The organism is Pseudomonas sp. SDO5271_S396 (assembly GCF_054071795.1).
In genome coordinates, this window is sequence record NZ_JBSVWB010000012.1 from 68,572 (window position 1) to 83,057 (window position 14,486).

The 14,486-nt window shown below is 59.5% G+C and carries 13 protein-coding genes; 6 read left to right on the forward strand and 7 right to left on the reverse strand.

Annotated elements, in window-relative coordinates; translation table 11 throughout:
• The first annotated feature begins 24 nt into the window (after positions 1 to 24).
• The gene (locus ACW9IN_RS11520; protein ID WP_457365980.1) at positions 25 to 708 is read left to right on the forward strand and encodes an RraA family protein; all 684 of its coding nucleotides are present in this window, start codon (positions 25 to 27) and stop codon (positions 706 to 708) included.
• A 220-nt stretch (positions 709 to 928) separates the two neighbouring features.
• On the opposite strand, the gene cuyB is transcribed toward ACW9IN_RS11520, so the two are convergent.
• Both cuyB and ACW9IN_RS11530 read right to left on the reverse strand, forming a co-directional pair.
• Entirely contained in the window at positions 929 to 2,401 is a 1,473-nt protein-coding gene (gene cuyB / locus ACW9IN_RS11525) for a cysteate racemase (RefSeq protein ID WP_457365981.1), read from the reverse strand.
• The gene (locus ACW9IN_RS11530; RefSeq protein ID WP_457365982.1) at positions 2,398 to 3,657 is read right to left on the reverse strand and encodes a dicarboxylate/amino acid:cation symporter; all 1,260 of its coding nucleotides are present in this window, start codon (positions 3,655 to 3,657) and stop codon (positions 2,398 to 2,400) included. The genes cuyB and ACW9IN_RS11530 overlap by 4 nt, the downstream gene beginning before the upstream one ends.
• A 173-nt stretch (positions 3,658 to 3,830) precedes the next feature.
• Between ACW9IN_RS11530 and ACW9IN_RS11535 the strand changes: the two genes are divergently transcribed.
• Positions 3,831 to 4,751 (forward strand): LysR substrate-binding domain-containing protein, encoded by a 921-nt coding sequence (locus tag ACW9IN_RS11535; protein ID WP_457365983.1) that lies wholly within the window; start codon positions 3,831 to 3,833, stop codon positions 4,749 to 4,751.
• A gap of 118 nt (positions 4,752 to 4,869) precedes the next feature.
• Positions 4,870 to 5,163, forward strand: a complete 294-nt coding sequence (locus ACW9IN_RS11540) for a LysR substrate-binding domain-containing protein (protein WP_457365984.1) — start codon at positions 4,870 to 4,872, stop codon at positions 5,161 to 5,163.
• A 98-nt stretch (positions 5,164 to 5,261) separates the two neighbouring features.
• Here the strand turns inward: ACW9IN_RS11540 and ACW9IN_RS11545 are convergent, their stop codons facing one another.
• The gene (locus ACW9IN_RS11545; RefSeq protein ID WP_457365985.1) at positions 5,262 to 5,927 is read right to left on the reverse strand and encodes a GntR family transcriptional regulator; all 666 of its coding nucleotides are present in this window, start codon (positions 5,925 to 5,927) and stop codon (positions 5,262 to 5,264) included.
• Positions 5,928 to 6,087: 160 nt separating this feature from the next.
• On the opposite strand from ACW9IN_RS11545, the gene ACW9IN_RS11550 reads away from it, so the two are divergent.
• Positions 6,088 to 7,458, forward strand: a complete 1,371-nt coding sequence (locus tag ACW9IN_RS11550) for an aspartate aminotransferase family protein (protein WP_457365986.1) — start codon at positions 6,088 to 6,090, stop codon at positions 7,456 to 7,458.
• 184 nt (positions 7,459 to 7,642) lie between these two features.
• Here the strand turns inward: ACW9IN_RS11550 and ACW9IN_RS11555 are convergent, their stop codons facing one another.
• From ACW9IN_RS11555 to ACW9IN_RS11570, 4 genes are read right to left on the reverse strand one after another with little or no spacing between them, the layout of a single operon-like run.
• Positions 7,643 to 8,479 (reverse strand): ABC transporter permease, encoded by an 837-nt coding sequence (locus ACW9IN_RS11555; protein ID WP_457366026.1) that lies wholly within the window; start codon positions 8,477 to 8,479, stop codon positions 7,643 to 7,645.
• Positions 8,476 to 9,738, reverse strand: coding sequence for an ABC transporter permease (locus ACW9IN_RS11560; RefSeq protein WP_457365987.1), 1,263 nt, complete (start codon positions 9,736 to 9,738; stop codon positions 8,476 to 8,478). The genes ACW9IN_RS11555 and ACW9IN_RS11560 overlap by 4 nt, the downstream gene beginning before the upstream one ends.
• Before the next feature lie 60 nt (positions 9,739 to 9,798).
• Positions 9,799 to 10,827 (reverse strand): ABC transporter substrate-binding protein, encoded by a 1,029-nt coding sequence (locus ACW9IN_RS11565; RefSeq protein ID WP_457365988.1) that lies wholly within the window; start codon positions 10,825 to 10,827, stop codon positions 9,799 to 9,801.
• A 35-nt stretch (positions 10,828 to 10,862) separates the two neighbouring features.
• A complete protein-coding gene (locus tag ACW9IN_RS11570) occupies positions 10,863 to 11,954 on the reverse strand; it encodes an ABC transporter ATP-binding protein (protein ID WP_457366027.1) in 1,092 nt (363 codons plus the stop codon).
• Between the two features lie 280 nt (positions 11,955 to 12,234).
• Between ACW9IN_RS11570 and ACW9IN_RS11575 the strand changes: the two genes are divergently transcribed.
• The gene (locus ACW9IN_RS11575; RefSeq protein ID WP_457366028.1) at positions 12,235 to 12,972 is read left to right on the forward strand and encodes an SDR family NAD(P)-dependent oxidoreductase; all 738 of its coding nucleotides are present in this window, start codon (positions 12,235 to 12,237) and stop codon (positions 12,970 to 12,972) included.
• 44 nt (positions 12,973 to 13,016) lie between these two features.
• A complete protein-coding gene (gene gabD / locus ACW9IN_RS11580) occupies positions 13,017 to 14,468 on the forward strand; it encodes an NADP-dependent succinate-semialdehyde dehydrogenase (protein ID WP_457365989.1) in 1,452 nt (483 codons plus the stop codon).
• The last annotated feature ends 18 nt before the right edge of the window (positions 14,469 to 14,486 follow it).

A 14,486-nucleotide genomic window follows, 5' to 3' on the forward strand; every position in this document is an offset into this window, starting at 1 on the left:
CTACCCGAACTCTGGAGATGTTCCATGGCCCTGCCCGGTTCCCGCATCCTGCCCAACGCGCCGCTGGCGCCCGCCGAACTGGTGGACGCGTTCGCCCACGTGGTCACGCCGCATATCAGCGACAACCTCGGCCGACACATCGGCGCCCGTGGCCTGACGCGCTACAACCGCACCGGCAAGCTGGTGGGCACCGCAATCACCGTGAAGACCCGCCCCGGCGACAATCTGCTGATCTACAAAGCCATGACCCTGCTGCAACCCGGCCACGTGCTGGTGGTGGACGGCCAGGGCGACACCAACAACGCGGTGATCGGCGAACTGGTCAAGCTCTACGCCCAGCAACGCGGCTGCGTGGGGTTTGTGGTGGACGGCGCGATTCGTGACGTGGCCAGCTTTGAACACACGCCCTGCTACGCCCGCGCCGTGGTGCACACCGGCCCCTACAAAAGCGGCCCCGGCGAAGTGAACGTGCCGGTGTCCATCGGCGGCATGCTGATCCACCCCGGCGACCTGGTGGTGGGCGATGAAGACGGCCTGGTGGCCTTCTCCCAGGCCGACGCCGCCGAAGTCCTGCGCCGCGCCGCGCAACATGCCGAGCACGAAGAAGCGGTCAAGGCCGAGATCGCCAGCGGAGCGGTGCGGCAGACTTGGATTGACAAGGTGTTGGAGAAGGCGGGGTTGGCTGAGCAGTTTCCTGATGACCTGTAGGATCTACCTGATTCTCTGAATGCAGCTGGCATTGGCAGGCTTTCTTCGCTAGATTCCTTCCCAACGCATATGGGTAACCATGTGCCCACCTTCCGAGGCCCGCTACGAGAAATCGAGCGGGCTTTTGTGTTTCTCATGGACGGAGAAATCGATTTGGCACAGTACATCGCTTATCTGGATGAGTTTGGCCAGTTGAAGCAAATGACTGTTAATCATTGGCTTATCGACCAGCGGCAAAATCTGCTCCCCCCTCCAAACTCCCCCGCGCCAACCCCACACACCGCCGCGCCAGAATCGTGGTGGGATCGACCAGCGCTACCTGATAGCCATTGATCGAGTACGCCTCACTGTGCGCCAGCACCAGCGGCAACTCGGTACACCCCAGGATCAGCACCCGTGCGCCCAGTTCGCACAGGTGTTCGGCCGCCAGCAGCAATTGCTCGCGGCACAGGCCTTCGGTGAAGCCGGCCTTGATGCCGCGTTCGCCGTAGATCGCGTCCATCACCATGGCCTGGTAATCCCGCCCCGGGGTGATGATCTGCAGGCCCGAGCGTCGCGCTGCCTGGTGGTAGACCTGGCTTTGCACGGTTCCTGAAGTGGCCAGCAAGCCGACCGCCTGGCCGCTGCCGTAGGTCTGGACGATCCACTCCACGGTTTCGCTGAGCATGTTGACGATGGGCACGCGCAGGTGCGTCTGGATCCGCTCGACGAACGCATGGGCGGTGTTGCACGGAATTGCGATGGCCTGGGCGCCGGCGCTTTCCAGGCGTTTGCAGGTGGCGTACAGCGCCAGCGTCGGGTCGGTGTCGTCGTGCAGCAAATTGGCGGTGCGATCAGGGATCTGCGGGTTCTGCTCGACCACCATCTTGATATGGTCCTGGTCCTTGCCCGCCGGGGTGTGGGCGACCACTTTGCCCATGAAGTCCACGGTGGCCGCCGGGCCTACACCGCCGACGATGCCCAGTTTGAACGGCGGGCGCCGGGACGGGCCGTCGGCGTGGGTGGCGAAGTCGGCATAGATCTGGTTGATGTCCAGCACGCCGACGCCCCGGCGTTGCAGGTCGACGCAGACCAGTGACAACTCGGTCATGCCCGGCACGATCAACGTGGCGCCTTGGGCCTGCAACGACAGGCATGCCTGATATACCGCCTCCAGCGGCACGCCTTCCAGGTGCCCGTCCTTGATGCCGTTGACGCCATACATGGCTTCCATCAGCGCGGCCTGGGCGTCGGCGTCCGGGTACACCAGCTCGAAATCCTGCCCAAGGCTGTCTTCGAACAACCCACAGTGGCGGACGAAGTCCGAGGCAACGATGCCCAGGGATGTGCCCGGCGCAACATGCTCGCGGATGTGGCTGACCAGCGCCTGCATCATGTCGAGTACCGGAATGCCCAGTTCCTGCTGAATCTCCTCGCGAAAGGTGTGGCTGGCGAAACACGGCAGCAGTACGGCATCCACGCCGCTGTTTTCGAAGGTCTTGCACACCTGGAACACATAGAACTTGCGCGAAGTCATGCTGGCGTTGCGGTCCAGGGGCAGCAACACGTCCTTGAACGGGTGCTGTTCGAACAGGAAGTGGTAGCGCCCCTGGTCTTCCAGCACCGCGCGGGACTTGACCAGTTTGTAGAACAGATCGCCACCGGCCAGGGAACCCAGCCCGCCGACGATGCCCAGTCGGGAAGTGCGGCTCATGTGCGCACCCCTTGCGGCAGGTCGGCGGGTTCGTCCTCGGCCTCGGATTTGGCCACCACCGCCGTGGCGATGCTGTTGCCCACCACGTTGGTGGCGGTGCGCGCCATGTCCAGGAACTGGTCGATGCCGATGATCAGCAGCAGTCCCGCTTCCGGCAGATTGAACATCGGCAGCGTCGCCGCCACCACCACGACCGAGGCCCGCGCCACGCCGGCCATGCCTTTGCTGGTGATCATCAGCGTCAGCAGAATCAGCAGTTGCTGGGTAAAGCTCAGGTCGATGTTGTAAGCCTGGGCGATAAACAGGATGGCGAACGCCTGGTACATCATCGAGCCGTCGAGGTTGAAGGAATACCCCAGCGGCAGCACGAAACTGGAGACCCGCTTGGGCGCGCCGAACTTCTCCAGGGCTTCCATGGTTTTCGGGTAGGCCGACTCGCTGCTGGCGGTGGAAAACGCCAGCAGGATCGGTTCGCGAATCAGCTTGCCCAAGGTGAATACCGAACGTCCGAGGAACAGGTAACCGGCGGCGAACAACAGCCCCCACAGCAAGGCGATGCCCAGGTAGAACTCGGCGATCAGCTTGGCGTAGTCGGCCAGCAGGCCCAGACCATTGGTGGTGATCGCCGATGCAATCGCCGCGAACACGCCGATGGGCGCGAAGGCCATCACGTAGTCGGTGATCTTGAACATCACCTTGGCCAGTTCGTCCACGGTGTCAGTGATGCGCGTGTAACCGGCGCGCTTCACCCCGGCCAGGGCAAAGCCGAAAAACAGTGAGAACACCACGATTTGCAGGATCTCGTTATTGGCCATCGCTTCGGCGATGCTGCGCGGGAACACATGGCTGATAAACGCCTTGAGACTGAAATCGCCGGTGTTCACCGGCACCGCCGTGGCGTGCTGCACCACTTGCATGTTCAGCCCGGCACCCGGCTGAAACAGGTTGACCAGCGCCATGCCGAGCATCAGCGACACCAGCGATGCGGTGACGAACCACAGCATCGCACGCAGGCCGATGCGTCCCACCGAGCGCGAGCTGCCCATGCTCGCGATACCGCCCACCAGGGTGGCGAACACCAGCGGCGCGATGATCATCTTGATCATGCGCAGGAAGATATCGGTGACCATCGAAAAATACCCGGCCAGCTCCCTGGCGCCCTGCTCGCTACCTGCAAACTGGTGACACGCCCAACCCACCAGCACGCCCAGGGCGATGCCGGCTGCAATGCGACGGGGGAGTTTGTTCTTCTTCACAGGTGCGGCCCTCAGCTGGTTTTTGTTGTGTGCCACAAATTCTAGGGACGGCCCGCGAATGCCATGATGAGTAATCCGGCTAACCCCATGCGCTTTTGGAATAGTTTGCAAAAACCCGCGCCGGGCCTGGCGGCGGCGACATACACTCAGGGCTCACAGGCTGGAGAACAGGCATGCAGATCAAATGGCTGGACGACCTCTTGGCGATTGCCGAGTGGAAGAACTTCTCCCGCGCCGCCGAGGTGCGCTGCGTGACCCAATCGGCGTTGTCACGGCGCATTCGCTCGCTGGAAGAATGGGTCGGCGTCGAACTGGTGGACCGTGGCACTTACCCGGTGCAACTCACTGCTGCCGGCACCGCCTTCTGCAACGAAAGCCGCGACGCCCTCGCCGGCCTGCTGCGCTTGCGCGCCAGCCTGCGCGAAGTCGAGCGCATGCCAGGGCGCTCGATCCAGGTGACCGCCGGCCACAGCCTGTCGATGACCTTCCTGCCCAAATGGCTCGCGCAGTTCCAGCGCCAGACCGAACAGTTCAATGCGCGGGTAGTGGCCGCCAACATTCATGACGCCGTGATCGCCCTCGAAGAAGGCAGCTGCGACCTGATGATCGTCTACCACCACCCGCTGGCGCCGATCCTGCTCGACCCGGAACGCTTCGGCAGCCTGGCCTTGGGGCACGACGCATTCATCCCGCTGTGCGCACCGGACAAACGCGGCCGCCCCCTCTATCGCCTGCCCGGCAGCGCGGCCAAACCGGTGCCGCACCTGGCCTACACCGCCACCACTTTTTTGGGGCGCGTGGCCGAAATCGTGATCAAGAACGGCCCCGCCCCCGCCCTGCTGGAGCGCTGCTACGAAGCCGACATGGCCATGCTGCTGATGCGCATGGCCATCGAGGGCTACGGCGTGGCATGGCTACCGCAAAGCGCCGTGGTGGATGAACTGGAGCGCGGCCTGCTGGTGCGCGCCGGGGGCGAAGAATGGAGCACCCGCCTGGAGATTCGCTCGTATTGCGCGATCGCCAATCAAAACCCGACCATGCGCAAGTTGTGGCGGACGCTGGAGGGGTGGCGGGCGGCGCCGCTCGCGCTGTGACCGTTTAGAGCGCAGGCACCTCCCACCCGCCCCCCAACGCCCGCACCAACTCAACCGTCGCGCGGGCCCGTTCGCCGTTGGCCTGGATGAGTGACTGGCGATTGCCCAGCAAGGTACGTTGCGCGTCGACCACCACCAGGTAGTCGACGTCGCCCTCGTCGAACCTGGCCTAGGCCTGATACGCCCGGGCAGCTACATGGTGCGCGACCATTTGCTGAGCGGAAGACTGGTGCCGGTCCTCACGCAGTTTCATGCGCCGTCTGTGCCGCTGTCGGTCATTTATCCCAAGAACCGTCATCTTTCACCCACCGTTCGCGCTTTTGTCGATTGGGTGGGTGAGGTTGTTCGGGGGGTGGAGCCGAGTTGGCGCCAAGGCGCCTCAGATCAAGCGCATCCTGGGCGACCGGGATAGCGTCGGGATGTCAGTGGTTCTCGTCAACGTTCAGTCCGGCGCACCCGGGAGGCTCAGCAGCGCTCGATAGGCTGGCCTCAAGAACATGCTCCAGCGGATCAAGCTTGCGAGTCGATAAACTCAAGCATCATCTCGTTGCCATCAAGGATGTCCGTGCAGATGGCCTGCCTGGCGGCAGCACCGTCTCGATTCTTCAACGCATTCAAGACTTCCCAGTGATGCTCGATGGCGACACGCTCCGAGAAGTGGTCATAAGCGAGTGCGAGTAACGGGCCGGTGCGCATCCACAGGCTGTCGAGGAACCCGCGCAACAGCGGCATTTGAGCGATTTCAGCAAAAAAGAAATGAAAGCTCTGGTTGAGCTTCAGGGCCTCGGCCATGTCTTCCCTGTGGATTGCATCAAGGTTCGCGCGGATGTTGTCTTCGATCCGCTGCAAGTCTTCATCCGTGACGATTTGCGCAGCCGACTCCGCGGCAAGCCCCTCCAGGGCCAGGCGCACCGAGCGAATTTCCAGGTATTGCTTGCGAGTCAACGAGGGCACCCGGATGTCTTTTGGGGTCCGCATGACCAGCGCCTGCTCTTTGGCGAGTTGCAAAATGGCGTCGCGAACAGGCGTGACGCTTGTGCCCAACTGGGTGGCCAAATCCCGAATCCGAAGTTTGTCGTCTGGCTTGAGCTTGCCGCTGACCAAGGCTTCGCGCAGCGATGAATAAACGCTGGTGCCTAAATACGCGTGTTTTATTTCGCCAATTGGATAGCTCATATCAGATCCGAGTGAGGGAAGGCTCTATTGGGCAGGTTTTGGAGATCCTGGCCACAGCAGGCTGCATCATCGCGGTTTTACAAGAAAAAAACCAGCTACACAACATGATGCATCATGCATTAAGATTCATGTGTCATTCCCCCCAACCCACGAGAAGACCATGAACAAGACACGCTCTGAGTTAGCCCAGAAAGACATCCGCCACCACCTGCACCCCTACACCAATGCCAGGGCCCACCAGGAGGCCGGACCTCTGATCATAGAAAGGGGTGAAGGGGTGTTCGTTTTTGACGAAGACGGCAAGCCTTACATCGAAGCCATGGCGGGCCTGTGGAGCGCGGCGTTGGGGTTCAGCAATAAACGTCTGGTTGCCGCCGCCGAAAAGCAGATGTCGACGTTGCCGTTCTATCACCTGTTCGGGCACAAATCTCATTCGCCCAGCATTCAGCTGGCGGAGAAACTCATCAGCATGGCCCCTGTGCCAATGAGCAAGGTGTTTTTCACCAACTCGGGGTCCGAGGCCAACGACACGGTTATCAAGCTGGTCTGGTACCTCAACAATGCCCAAGGCAAGACCGCTCGAAAAAAATTCATCAGCCGAATCGGTGGTTATCACGGGATCACATTGGCCAGCGCCAGCCTCACTGGGCTGCCAGCCAACCAACGAGGCTTCGATGTGCCACTGCCCGGTTTTCTGCATGCAGGCAACCCGCATCATTATCGCAACGCATTGCCGGGCGAAACCGAAGAGCAATTTGCTGATCGCCTGGCCGCCGAACTCGATGCTTTGATCGTGCATGAAGGCGCACATACCATTGCCGCCTTTGTCGGCGAGCCTCTGATGGGCGCGGGCGGTGTGATTGTGCCGCCACGTACTTACTGGGAAAAGATCCAGAAGGTGTGTCGCAAGCACGACATTCTGATTGTTGCGGACGAGGTGATTTGCGGCTTTGGCCGTACCGGGCAGATGTTCGGCAGCCAGACCTACGGCATTGAGCCGGACATCATGATTTTGTCCAAACAGCTGTCTTCGTCCTACCAACCCATTTCAGCCATCCTGATCAATGAGCGGATTTACGAAGGCATTGCCGATCAGACCAAAAGCTTCGGCGCGCTGGGTCATGGCTTTACCGGCGGCGGTCACCCGGTCGCGGCGGCGGTTGCATTGGAAAACCTGAAAATCATTGATGAAGAAGACCTGGTCGCCCGCGCAGCGCACATGGGCGAAGTGCTGCGTCGCGGGTTGCAGCAGTTCAGTGATCATCCGTTAGTGGGTGAAGTGCGTGGCGCAGGTTTGATTGCCGCCGTCGAGTTGGTTGCCGATCGCGCCACCAAGGCGCCTCTTGAGGCAACCGGGACGCTTGGCCGCTTCCTCGCTGGACGCGCACAGGAACACGGCATGATCACCCGAAACATGGGCGATGCGATTGCCTTCTGCCCTCCCCTTATCATTTCGGAAGTCGAAGTACAGTCGCTCCTGGACCGCTTTGGGATGGCCCTGGATGACACTAGCCGATGGGTCAAGGGTTAACACAGAAGCTAAAAAGCCCGACCACCAGGTCGGGCTTTTTTGTAGGCGGACCGGTTAGACCGGACCCTTTGGTTCAGGGCTTGTTGGTGGGGCGGTGGAAGCCACCGCGATTTCGCCGAACGGGTTCATCGACATTTTGGCGTCGGCAAGGTCGACGCCGGAATCGTCCGCTTGCTTGATTGGGTCAGAGAACGCTACTGGTGCGCAGGCGTTCATTGCGTCGACGCAACCACTCCATTAACAGCAGAAGCACTGCGGAAGCCGCCACCATCAAGGTCGCTGCGGCGGCAATCGTCGGGTTGAGGTTCTCGCGAATCCCACCGAACATCTGCATCGGCAAGGTGCGTTGTGCGGGGCTGGCCAGGAACAGCGTGACCACCACCTCATCGAAGGACGTGGCGAATGCGAACAAGGCGCCGCTGATCACGCCGGGGGCGATCAGCGGCAGCATCACCTTGCGAAACGTCATGAACGGCGGTGCGCCCAGGCTTGCGGCCGCGCGTGAGAAGTTGCGATCGTAACCCTGCAACGTCGCTACAACCGTTATCACCACAAACGGAACACCCAGCGCGGCATGTGCCAGCACCAATCCCAGGTAACTGTTGAGTAAATTCAGGCGGGCAAAAAAGAAATACAGTGCCACTGCGATGATCACCACAGGCGCAATCATCGGCGATATTAAAATCGCCATGATCAATCCCTTGCCACGAAACTCCCCACGCGAAAGCCCGACCGCCGCCAGTGTTCCCAGCGCGGTCGCCAGCAATGTCGCCGCCGGCGCGATGACCAGGCTGTTGCGCAATGCGCGCATCCACTCCTGTGAGCCAAGAAACTCCTGATACCAGCGCAAAGAAACCCCGCTCAACGGATAGCTGAGGAAGGAGCCTTCATTGAATGACAGGGGCACGATCACAAGGATCGGCACCACCAGAAAAATCAGCATGCCCAAACTGAATACGCTGAAGACCGGCGCCCAGAGGCGCTCAATCCATGTGGAATGATGGTTCATTAAACACCTCATGCACGTTGGGCGGGGTTGGCTGGACGGGTGACGCGTGAATACACCCAATAGAGCAACAGAACGATGACCAGCAACTGGCTGCCCAGGGCTGCCGCCATGCCCCAGTTGATCGTGGTATTGGTGTAGAAGGCCACGAAATAGCTGAGCATCTGATCGCCCGGACCACCCAGCAATGCAGGCGTGATGTAGTAACCGATGGCCATGATGAACACCAGTAACGCACCGGCAGTCACCCCCGCAAAGGTCTGTGGCACGTAGACCGTCCAGAACGCTCTGAACGGATGCGCACCCAGTGAAATCGCAGCACGGACATAGTTGGGCGAGATGCCTTTCATGACCGCGTAAAGCGGCAAAATGACGAACGGCAACAGAATGTGGGTCATCGAGATGTAAACACCGACCCGGTTGAATACCAGTTGTAAGGGTTGCTCAATCAAACCGAGGCCGATCAGCGAATTGTTGATCAACCCACCATTCTGCAACAGCACGATCCAGCCCGCAGTTCGTACCAGCAACGAGGTCCAGAACGGCAGCAGCACCATGATCAGCAACAGGTTGGCGCGGCCGCTCGGCTGTCTGGCCAGCCAATACGCCACCGGATAACCCAACAACACACAAAGCAGCGTGACGATTCCGGCCATCCACAAGGTGCGCAGCAGCACGGACAGGTAAAGCGCCTGCCCTTTGGGCAGCTCAACGATAGCGCCGGTTTCAGCGTCGACCTGACGATCAAATGCCGCCAGCAAGTAGAGGGCCGTTACCGGGCGCCCTGCCCGTTGAATACTGCGCCATGTGCTGGGAGCCGCCCACATCGTCGATTGGGAAATCAACACGCGACTCACCGATTCAACACCGGGATCGGGCAGCTTGCGCACCGTCAATGAGAGCAGTGTCCGGAAGCGACCATCCTCATAACCCAATCGCTTGATCAAGCCCGGAATCTGCCCCTGGTTTTTGGCGACGGATAAATCATTGACCAAGGCCACATAGACTTTTTCTTCCGGCCGCTCCTTTCCATCCCAGTTTTGCAATGCCTCAAGTGTGTTCGGCAGTGCGTTGCCGACTTCCGGATTGTCCAGGCTCCTCCAGAGAATATTGCCAATGGGAAAAACGAAGCTGATCAGTAGAAACAGCAGCAAGGGGGCGATCAATAGCATTGAACGCTTGCGGTACGCACCTTCTGCAAGCAGCAAGCGCTGCTTGAGCGAGGAGGCCTTTTCAGTTGAGTGATCGATAGCCGTCAGGCTGACTTCTGACATGCTGGTCTCCAGAGATATGACTGAACCGGCTTCAGGAAAACTGAAGCCGGTAGATACGGGTTAATTCGCCGCCCAGGCGTTGAATCGTTGCTCCAACTCTTCGCCGTGCTCGATCCAGAACTCCGTGTCCACACCGCGAGCACCTTTGAGGTTCTCCGGCGCCGTTGGCAAATCAGGGCGTACCTTTGGATCAATCTGCGCGATGGCTGACGTGTTTGTAGGGCCATAGGGAATGGTCTCGGCAAACACTTTCTGATTTTCAGGGCGGCTGGCGAAGGCAATAAACTGCTCGGCCAACGCCTTGTTTTTCGAACCCTTGACGATGGCCCAACTGTCCAGATCGTAGAGGCTGCCATTCCACACGATCGAGAAAGGATGGCCTTCTTTCTGTGCAGCCGTCACTCGCCCGTTGTAGGCGGACGTCATCACCACATCACCCGAAACCAACCATTGCATCGGCTGCGCACCGGCCTCCCACCACTGAATGCTGGACTTGATCTGGTCCAGCTTCTTGAATGCGCGGTCCACCCCTTCCGGGGTACCCAAAACGTTGTAGAGCTGGCCGGGTGAGACGCCATCGGCAAGCAGGGCGATTTCCAGCGTGAACTTCGCGCTTTTGCGCAAGGCACGCTTTCCCGGGTAAGTTTTCACGTCCCAGAAGTCCGCCCAACCGGTGGGGGCCTTTGCCAGTTTTTTCGAATCGTAGGCCAACACCGTAGACCAGATGAAAATCCCGGCGCCGCACTCGTTGACCGCCGAATCCACGAACTGTTTTTTGTCACCCACTTTGGACCAATCCAGCGGTTCGAAGAGCCCTTCGCTGCAACCGCGCACCAACTCAGGGCTCTCGACTTCGACGACATCCCAACCGACCTGGCCGGTTTCAACCATGGCTTTGATCTTGGCCATTTCGCCATTGAACTCGCCAGCTTCGATGTCGGTCTTGCTGGCTTTGGAAAAAGGCTGATAGAACGCCTTCTCCTGGGCCTGCTTGTTGAGCCCACCGAAGGACACCACTGTCAGTTGCTGAGCCTGTACCTGGCTCATAACGCCTGTCATCAGTGCCAATGCTGCTATTTTCTTGAACATGGAAACGCTCCTCTGCAGTGTTTTTGGGCAATGTTTTAATGAACGACCAACGGATCAAGCGCACTTGCGTCGTGACTGAACCAACTGACAGGGATCGAAATACCGGTAGACCAATCGTCCTGCATTTCGGCGATGGGGATTTTGGCGGTGAATGCGTTTTGGCCCGCGACGTTAAGCCTGACCCGAACGTGATCGCCCAGATAAATCAGTTCCTCGATGCGCCCGGGGAGGCTATTGGAAGACGTTTTGTCGAGGCCCACACGCTCTGGCCGAATGGAGATCGACGTCGCGGCGCCCACTGGCAAGCCCGTAGCAGAGCGGGCGCCCACTTCTGAGCCGTCGGCCAGGCGAACCCGGCACTGCGTTCCGGAGACGGAAATGATGGTGCCAGGCAGCGCGTTGTTTTCGCCGATGAAATGCGCGACGAAAGAATTGCCGGGGTGCTCGTACAGCGCTTTCGGCGTATCGATTTGCTGGATGACGCCATCGTTGAACACCGCAACCCGATCGGACAGCGTCAATGCCTCTGCCTGATCATGGGTGACGAACACCACCGTCAAACCCAACTGTCGATGCAGACGACGGATCTCCAGCTGCATCTGCTCACGCAACTGTTTGTCCAGAGCGCCCAGAGGTTCGTCCATCAGCACCAGGCTGGGTTCGAACACCAACGCACGGGCCAGGGCGATCCGCTGTTGTTGTCCACCGGAAAGCTGGGCCGGATAGCGTTCGGCCAAATGGCCTAGCTGGACCATGTCGAGTGCACGCTTGACCTTCAGTTCGATATCGGCGTTGCCAAGGCGCCTCACCTTCAGCGGAAACGCCAGGTTCCGTGCAACGGTCATGTGGGGGAATAGCGCGTAATTCTGGAAAACCATTCCAATCCCGCGCTTGTGCGGCGCCACCGTGTGCAGTGGTTGGCCGTCGAGCAGAATCTCGCCCTCTGTCGGCGTTTCAAAACCTGCCAGCATCATCAGGCTTGTGGTTTTTCCCGACCCCGAGGGGCCAAGCAACGTGAGGAATTCACCGCGCTGGATGTCCAGGTCGAGTTTTTTTACCACCAACTGTTCGCCGTCGTAGCTCTTCTGCACGCCTCGGAAGCGGACATAAGGGGAGGCAGTCTTCATGGCTTCACCTGCTTTTTTGTTGTTTTGAAGTTGGAGCTCGGGTTTGCGCGGTTTCATTTTAATCACACCTTCGATCATGATGCATCATGTTTTATACTTCAAAATCACAGCATAATATGTGCCAGCCTCCTCACGCTCAGCGAACAAGAGAGGCATTCGAGGACCCAACGGGAGGGATGCATCAGAACGACGCGGCAGGCAGAAGAATAAATTGACAGCGTCAGCTTTTAAAAACATGATGCATCAAGCATCAAAACTATTGCGTATCGAGGGTCTGTTGATGAGCGAGAAAAAAACGCTGCTGCTGACGGGTGCCAGTCGAGGCATCGGGCATGCCACCGTCAAATACTTCAACGCGGCGGGCTGGCGGGTATTCACCGCCTCTCGCCAAAGTTGGGGCGCTGAATGCCCGTGGGCAGACGGTCAGGAAAATCACGTTCACCTTGACCTGGAAGATATTGGAAGCCTCGAAGCCGGTATCGAACTGATCAAGGAAAAGCTCGGTGACGGCAAACTTCACGCCCTTGTCGATAACGCGGGTATCAGCCCGAAAGGACCGTCTGGCGGCCGACTGGGTGTGCTGGAAACCGACTATGCGACGTGGATGCAGGTGTTCAACGTCAATCTGTTCTCTACCGTATTGCTTGCCCGCGGTCTGTTTGCGGAACTGAAAGCGGCGCAAGGCACCATCATCAATGTCACCTCCATTGCCGGTTCCAGGGTGCACCCCTTCGCAGGCGTGGCTTACGCGACGTCGAAAGCCGCCTTGTCAGCCCTGACTCGGGAAATGGCTTATGACTATGGCCAGCATGGCATCAGGGTCAATGCGATAGCGCCGGGTGAGATTGAAACATCCATTCTTTCCCCTGGCACCGAAGTCATCGTCGAACGCGATATTCCAATGCATCGACTCGGCAAGCCCGAGGAAGTGGCGTCGCTCATTTATTTCCTCTGCACCAACGGTGCTTCCTACATCAATGGTGCCGAAATCGAAGTCAACGGCGGTCAGCACGTCTGAATCGTCCGCCATCGTCCTCCCCTCTTCATCAACTGGAGTTCTGTATGAATTTGCGAGATAGCCGTCTGTTCCGCCAACAAGCCTATATCGCCGGCGTCTGGAGCGAAGCGGACAACGGGCAAACCATCAAGGTCAATAACCCGGCAACGGGCGAGATCCTGGGAAGCGTGCCTAAAATGGGGGCCGACGAAACCCGGCGTGCCATCGAGGCGGCCGAGAAAGCCTTGCCGGCCTGGCGTGCCTTGACGGCCAAGGACCGTTCGACTGTATTACGTCGCTGGTTCGAGTTGATCATGGCGAACCAGGATGATCTCGCCCGCTTGATGACGCTTGAACAGGGCAAACCGCTGGCTGAAGCGAAAGGAGAAATCGCCTACGCGGCGTCTTTCATCGAATGGTTCGCCGAAGAGGGCAAGCGCGTTTACGGAGACATCATTCCCGGTCATCAGCCAGACAAACGCTTGCTGGTCATCAAGCAACCCATCGGAGTGACCGCGGCCATTACACCGTGGAACTTCCCCTGCGCGATGATTACCCGCAAGGTCGGGCCGGCCTTGGCTGCCGGTTGTACCATGGTGATCAAACCGGCCAGCCAGACGCCGTTTTCAGCCCTTGCGCTGGCAGAACTCGCTGCGCGTGCCGGTATTCCTGAAGGCGTTCTCAGCGTGGTCACCGGCTCCGCTGCGCAGATCGGCGCGGAACTGACCAGTAACCCGACCATCCGCAAACTGTCGTTCACCGGCTCGACGGAAATCGGCCGCCAATTGATGGCCGAATGCGCGAAAGACATCAAAAAAGTATCGCTTGAGCTCGGCGGCAACTCACCTTTTATCGTGTTCGCAGACGCCGACCTGGATGCAGCGGTCGCCGGTGCCCTGACCTCCAAATACCGCAACGCCGGGCAGACATGCGTCTGTGCCAACCGCCTGTACATCCATGACAGCGTCTACGACGAATTCGCCGATAAATTGCAGGCAGCCGTCGCCGCACTGCGTCTGGGCAATGGCCTTGACGAAGGCATCACCACGGGGCCGCTGATCGACGAGAACGCCGTGCTCAAAGTTCAGGAGCACATCGCCGACGCCCTCAGTAAAGGCGCGCGCGTCATTACGGGTGGCCAACCTCATGCGCTCGGCGGGACTTACTTCGAACCGACCATCCTGGTGGATGTCCCCAAGGACGCCCTGGTCGCCCGCGAAGAAACCTTTGGTCCATTGGCGCCGTTGTTCCGCTTCAGCGACGAGGCGGATGTGATTGCGCAAGCCAACGATACCGAGTTTGGTCTGGCCGCGTATTTCTTCGCCCGGGACCTTTCCCGCGTGTTCCGTGTGGCCGAAGCGCTTGAGTACGGCATTATCGGAATCAATACCGGGATCATCTCTACGGAAACGGCACCGTTCGGTGGCGTGAAGTCGTCGGGGCTGGGGCGTGAAGGCTCCAAGTACGGCATCGAAGACTACCTGGAAATCAAATACCTCTGCCTCGGCGGCATCTAACGACTGAAAGGAGTCGCA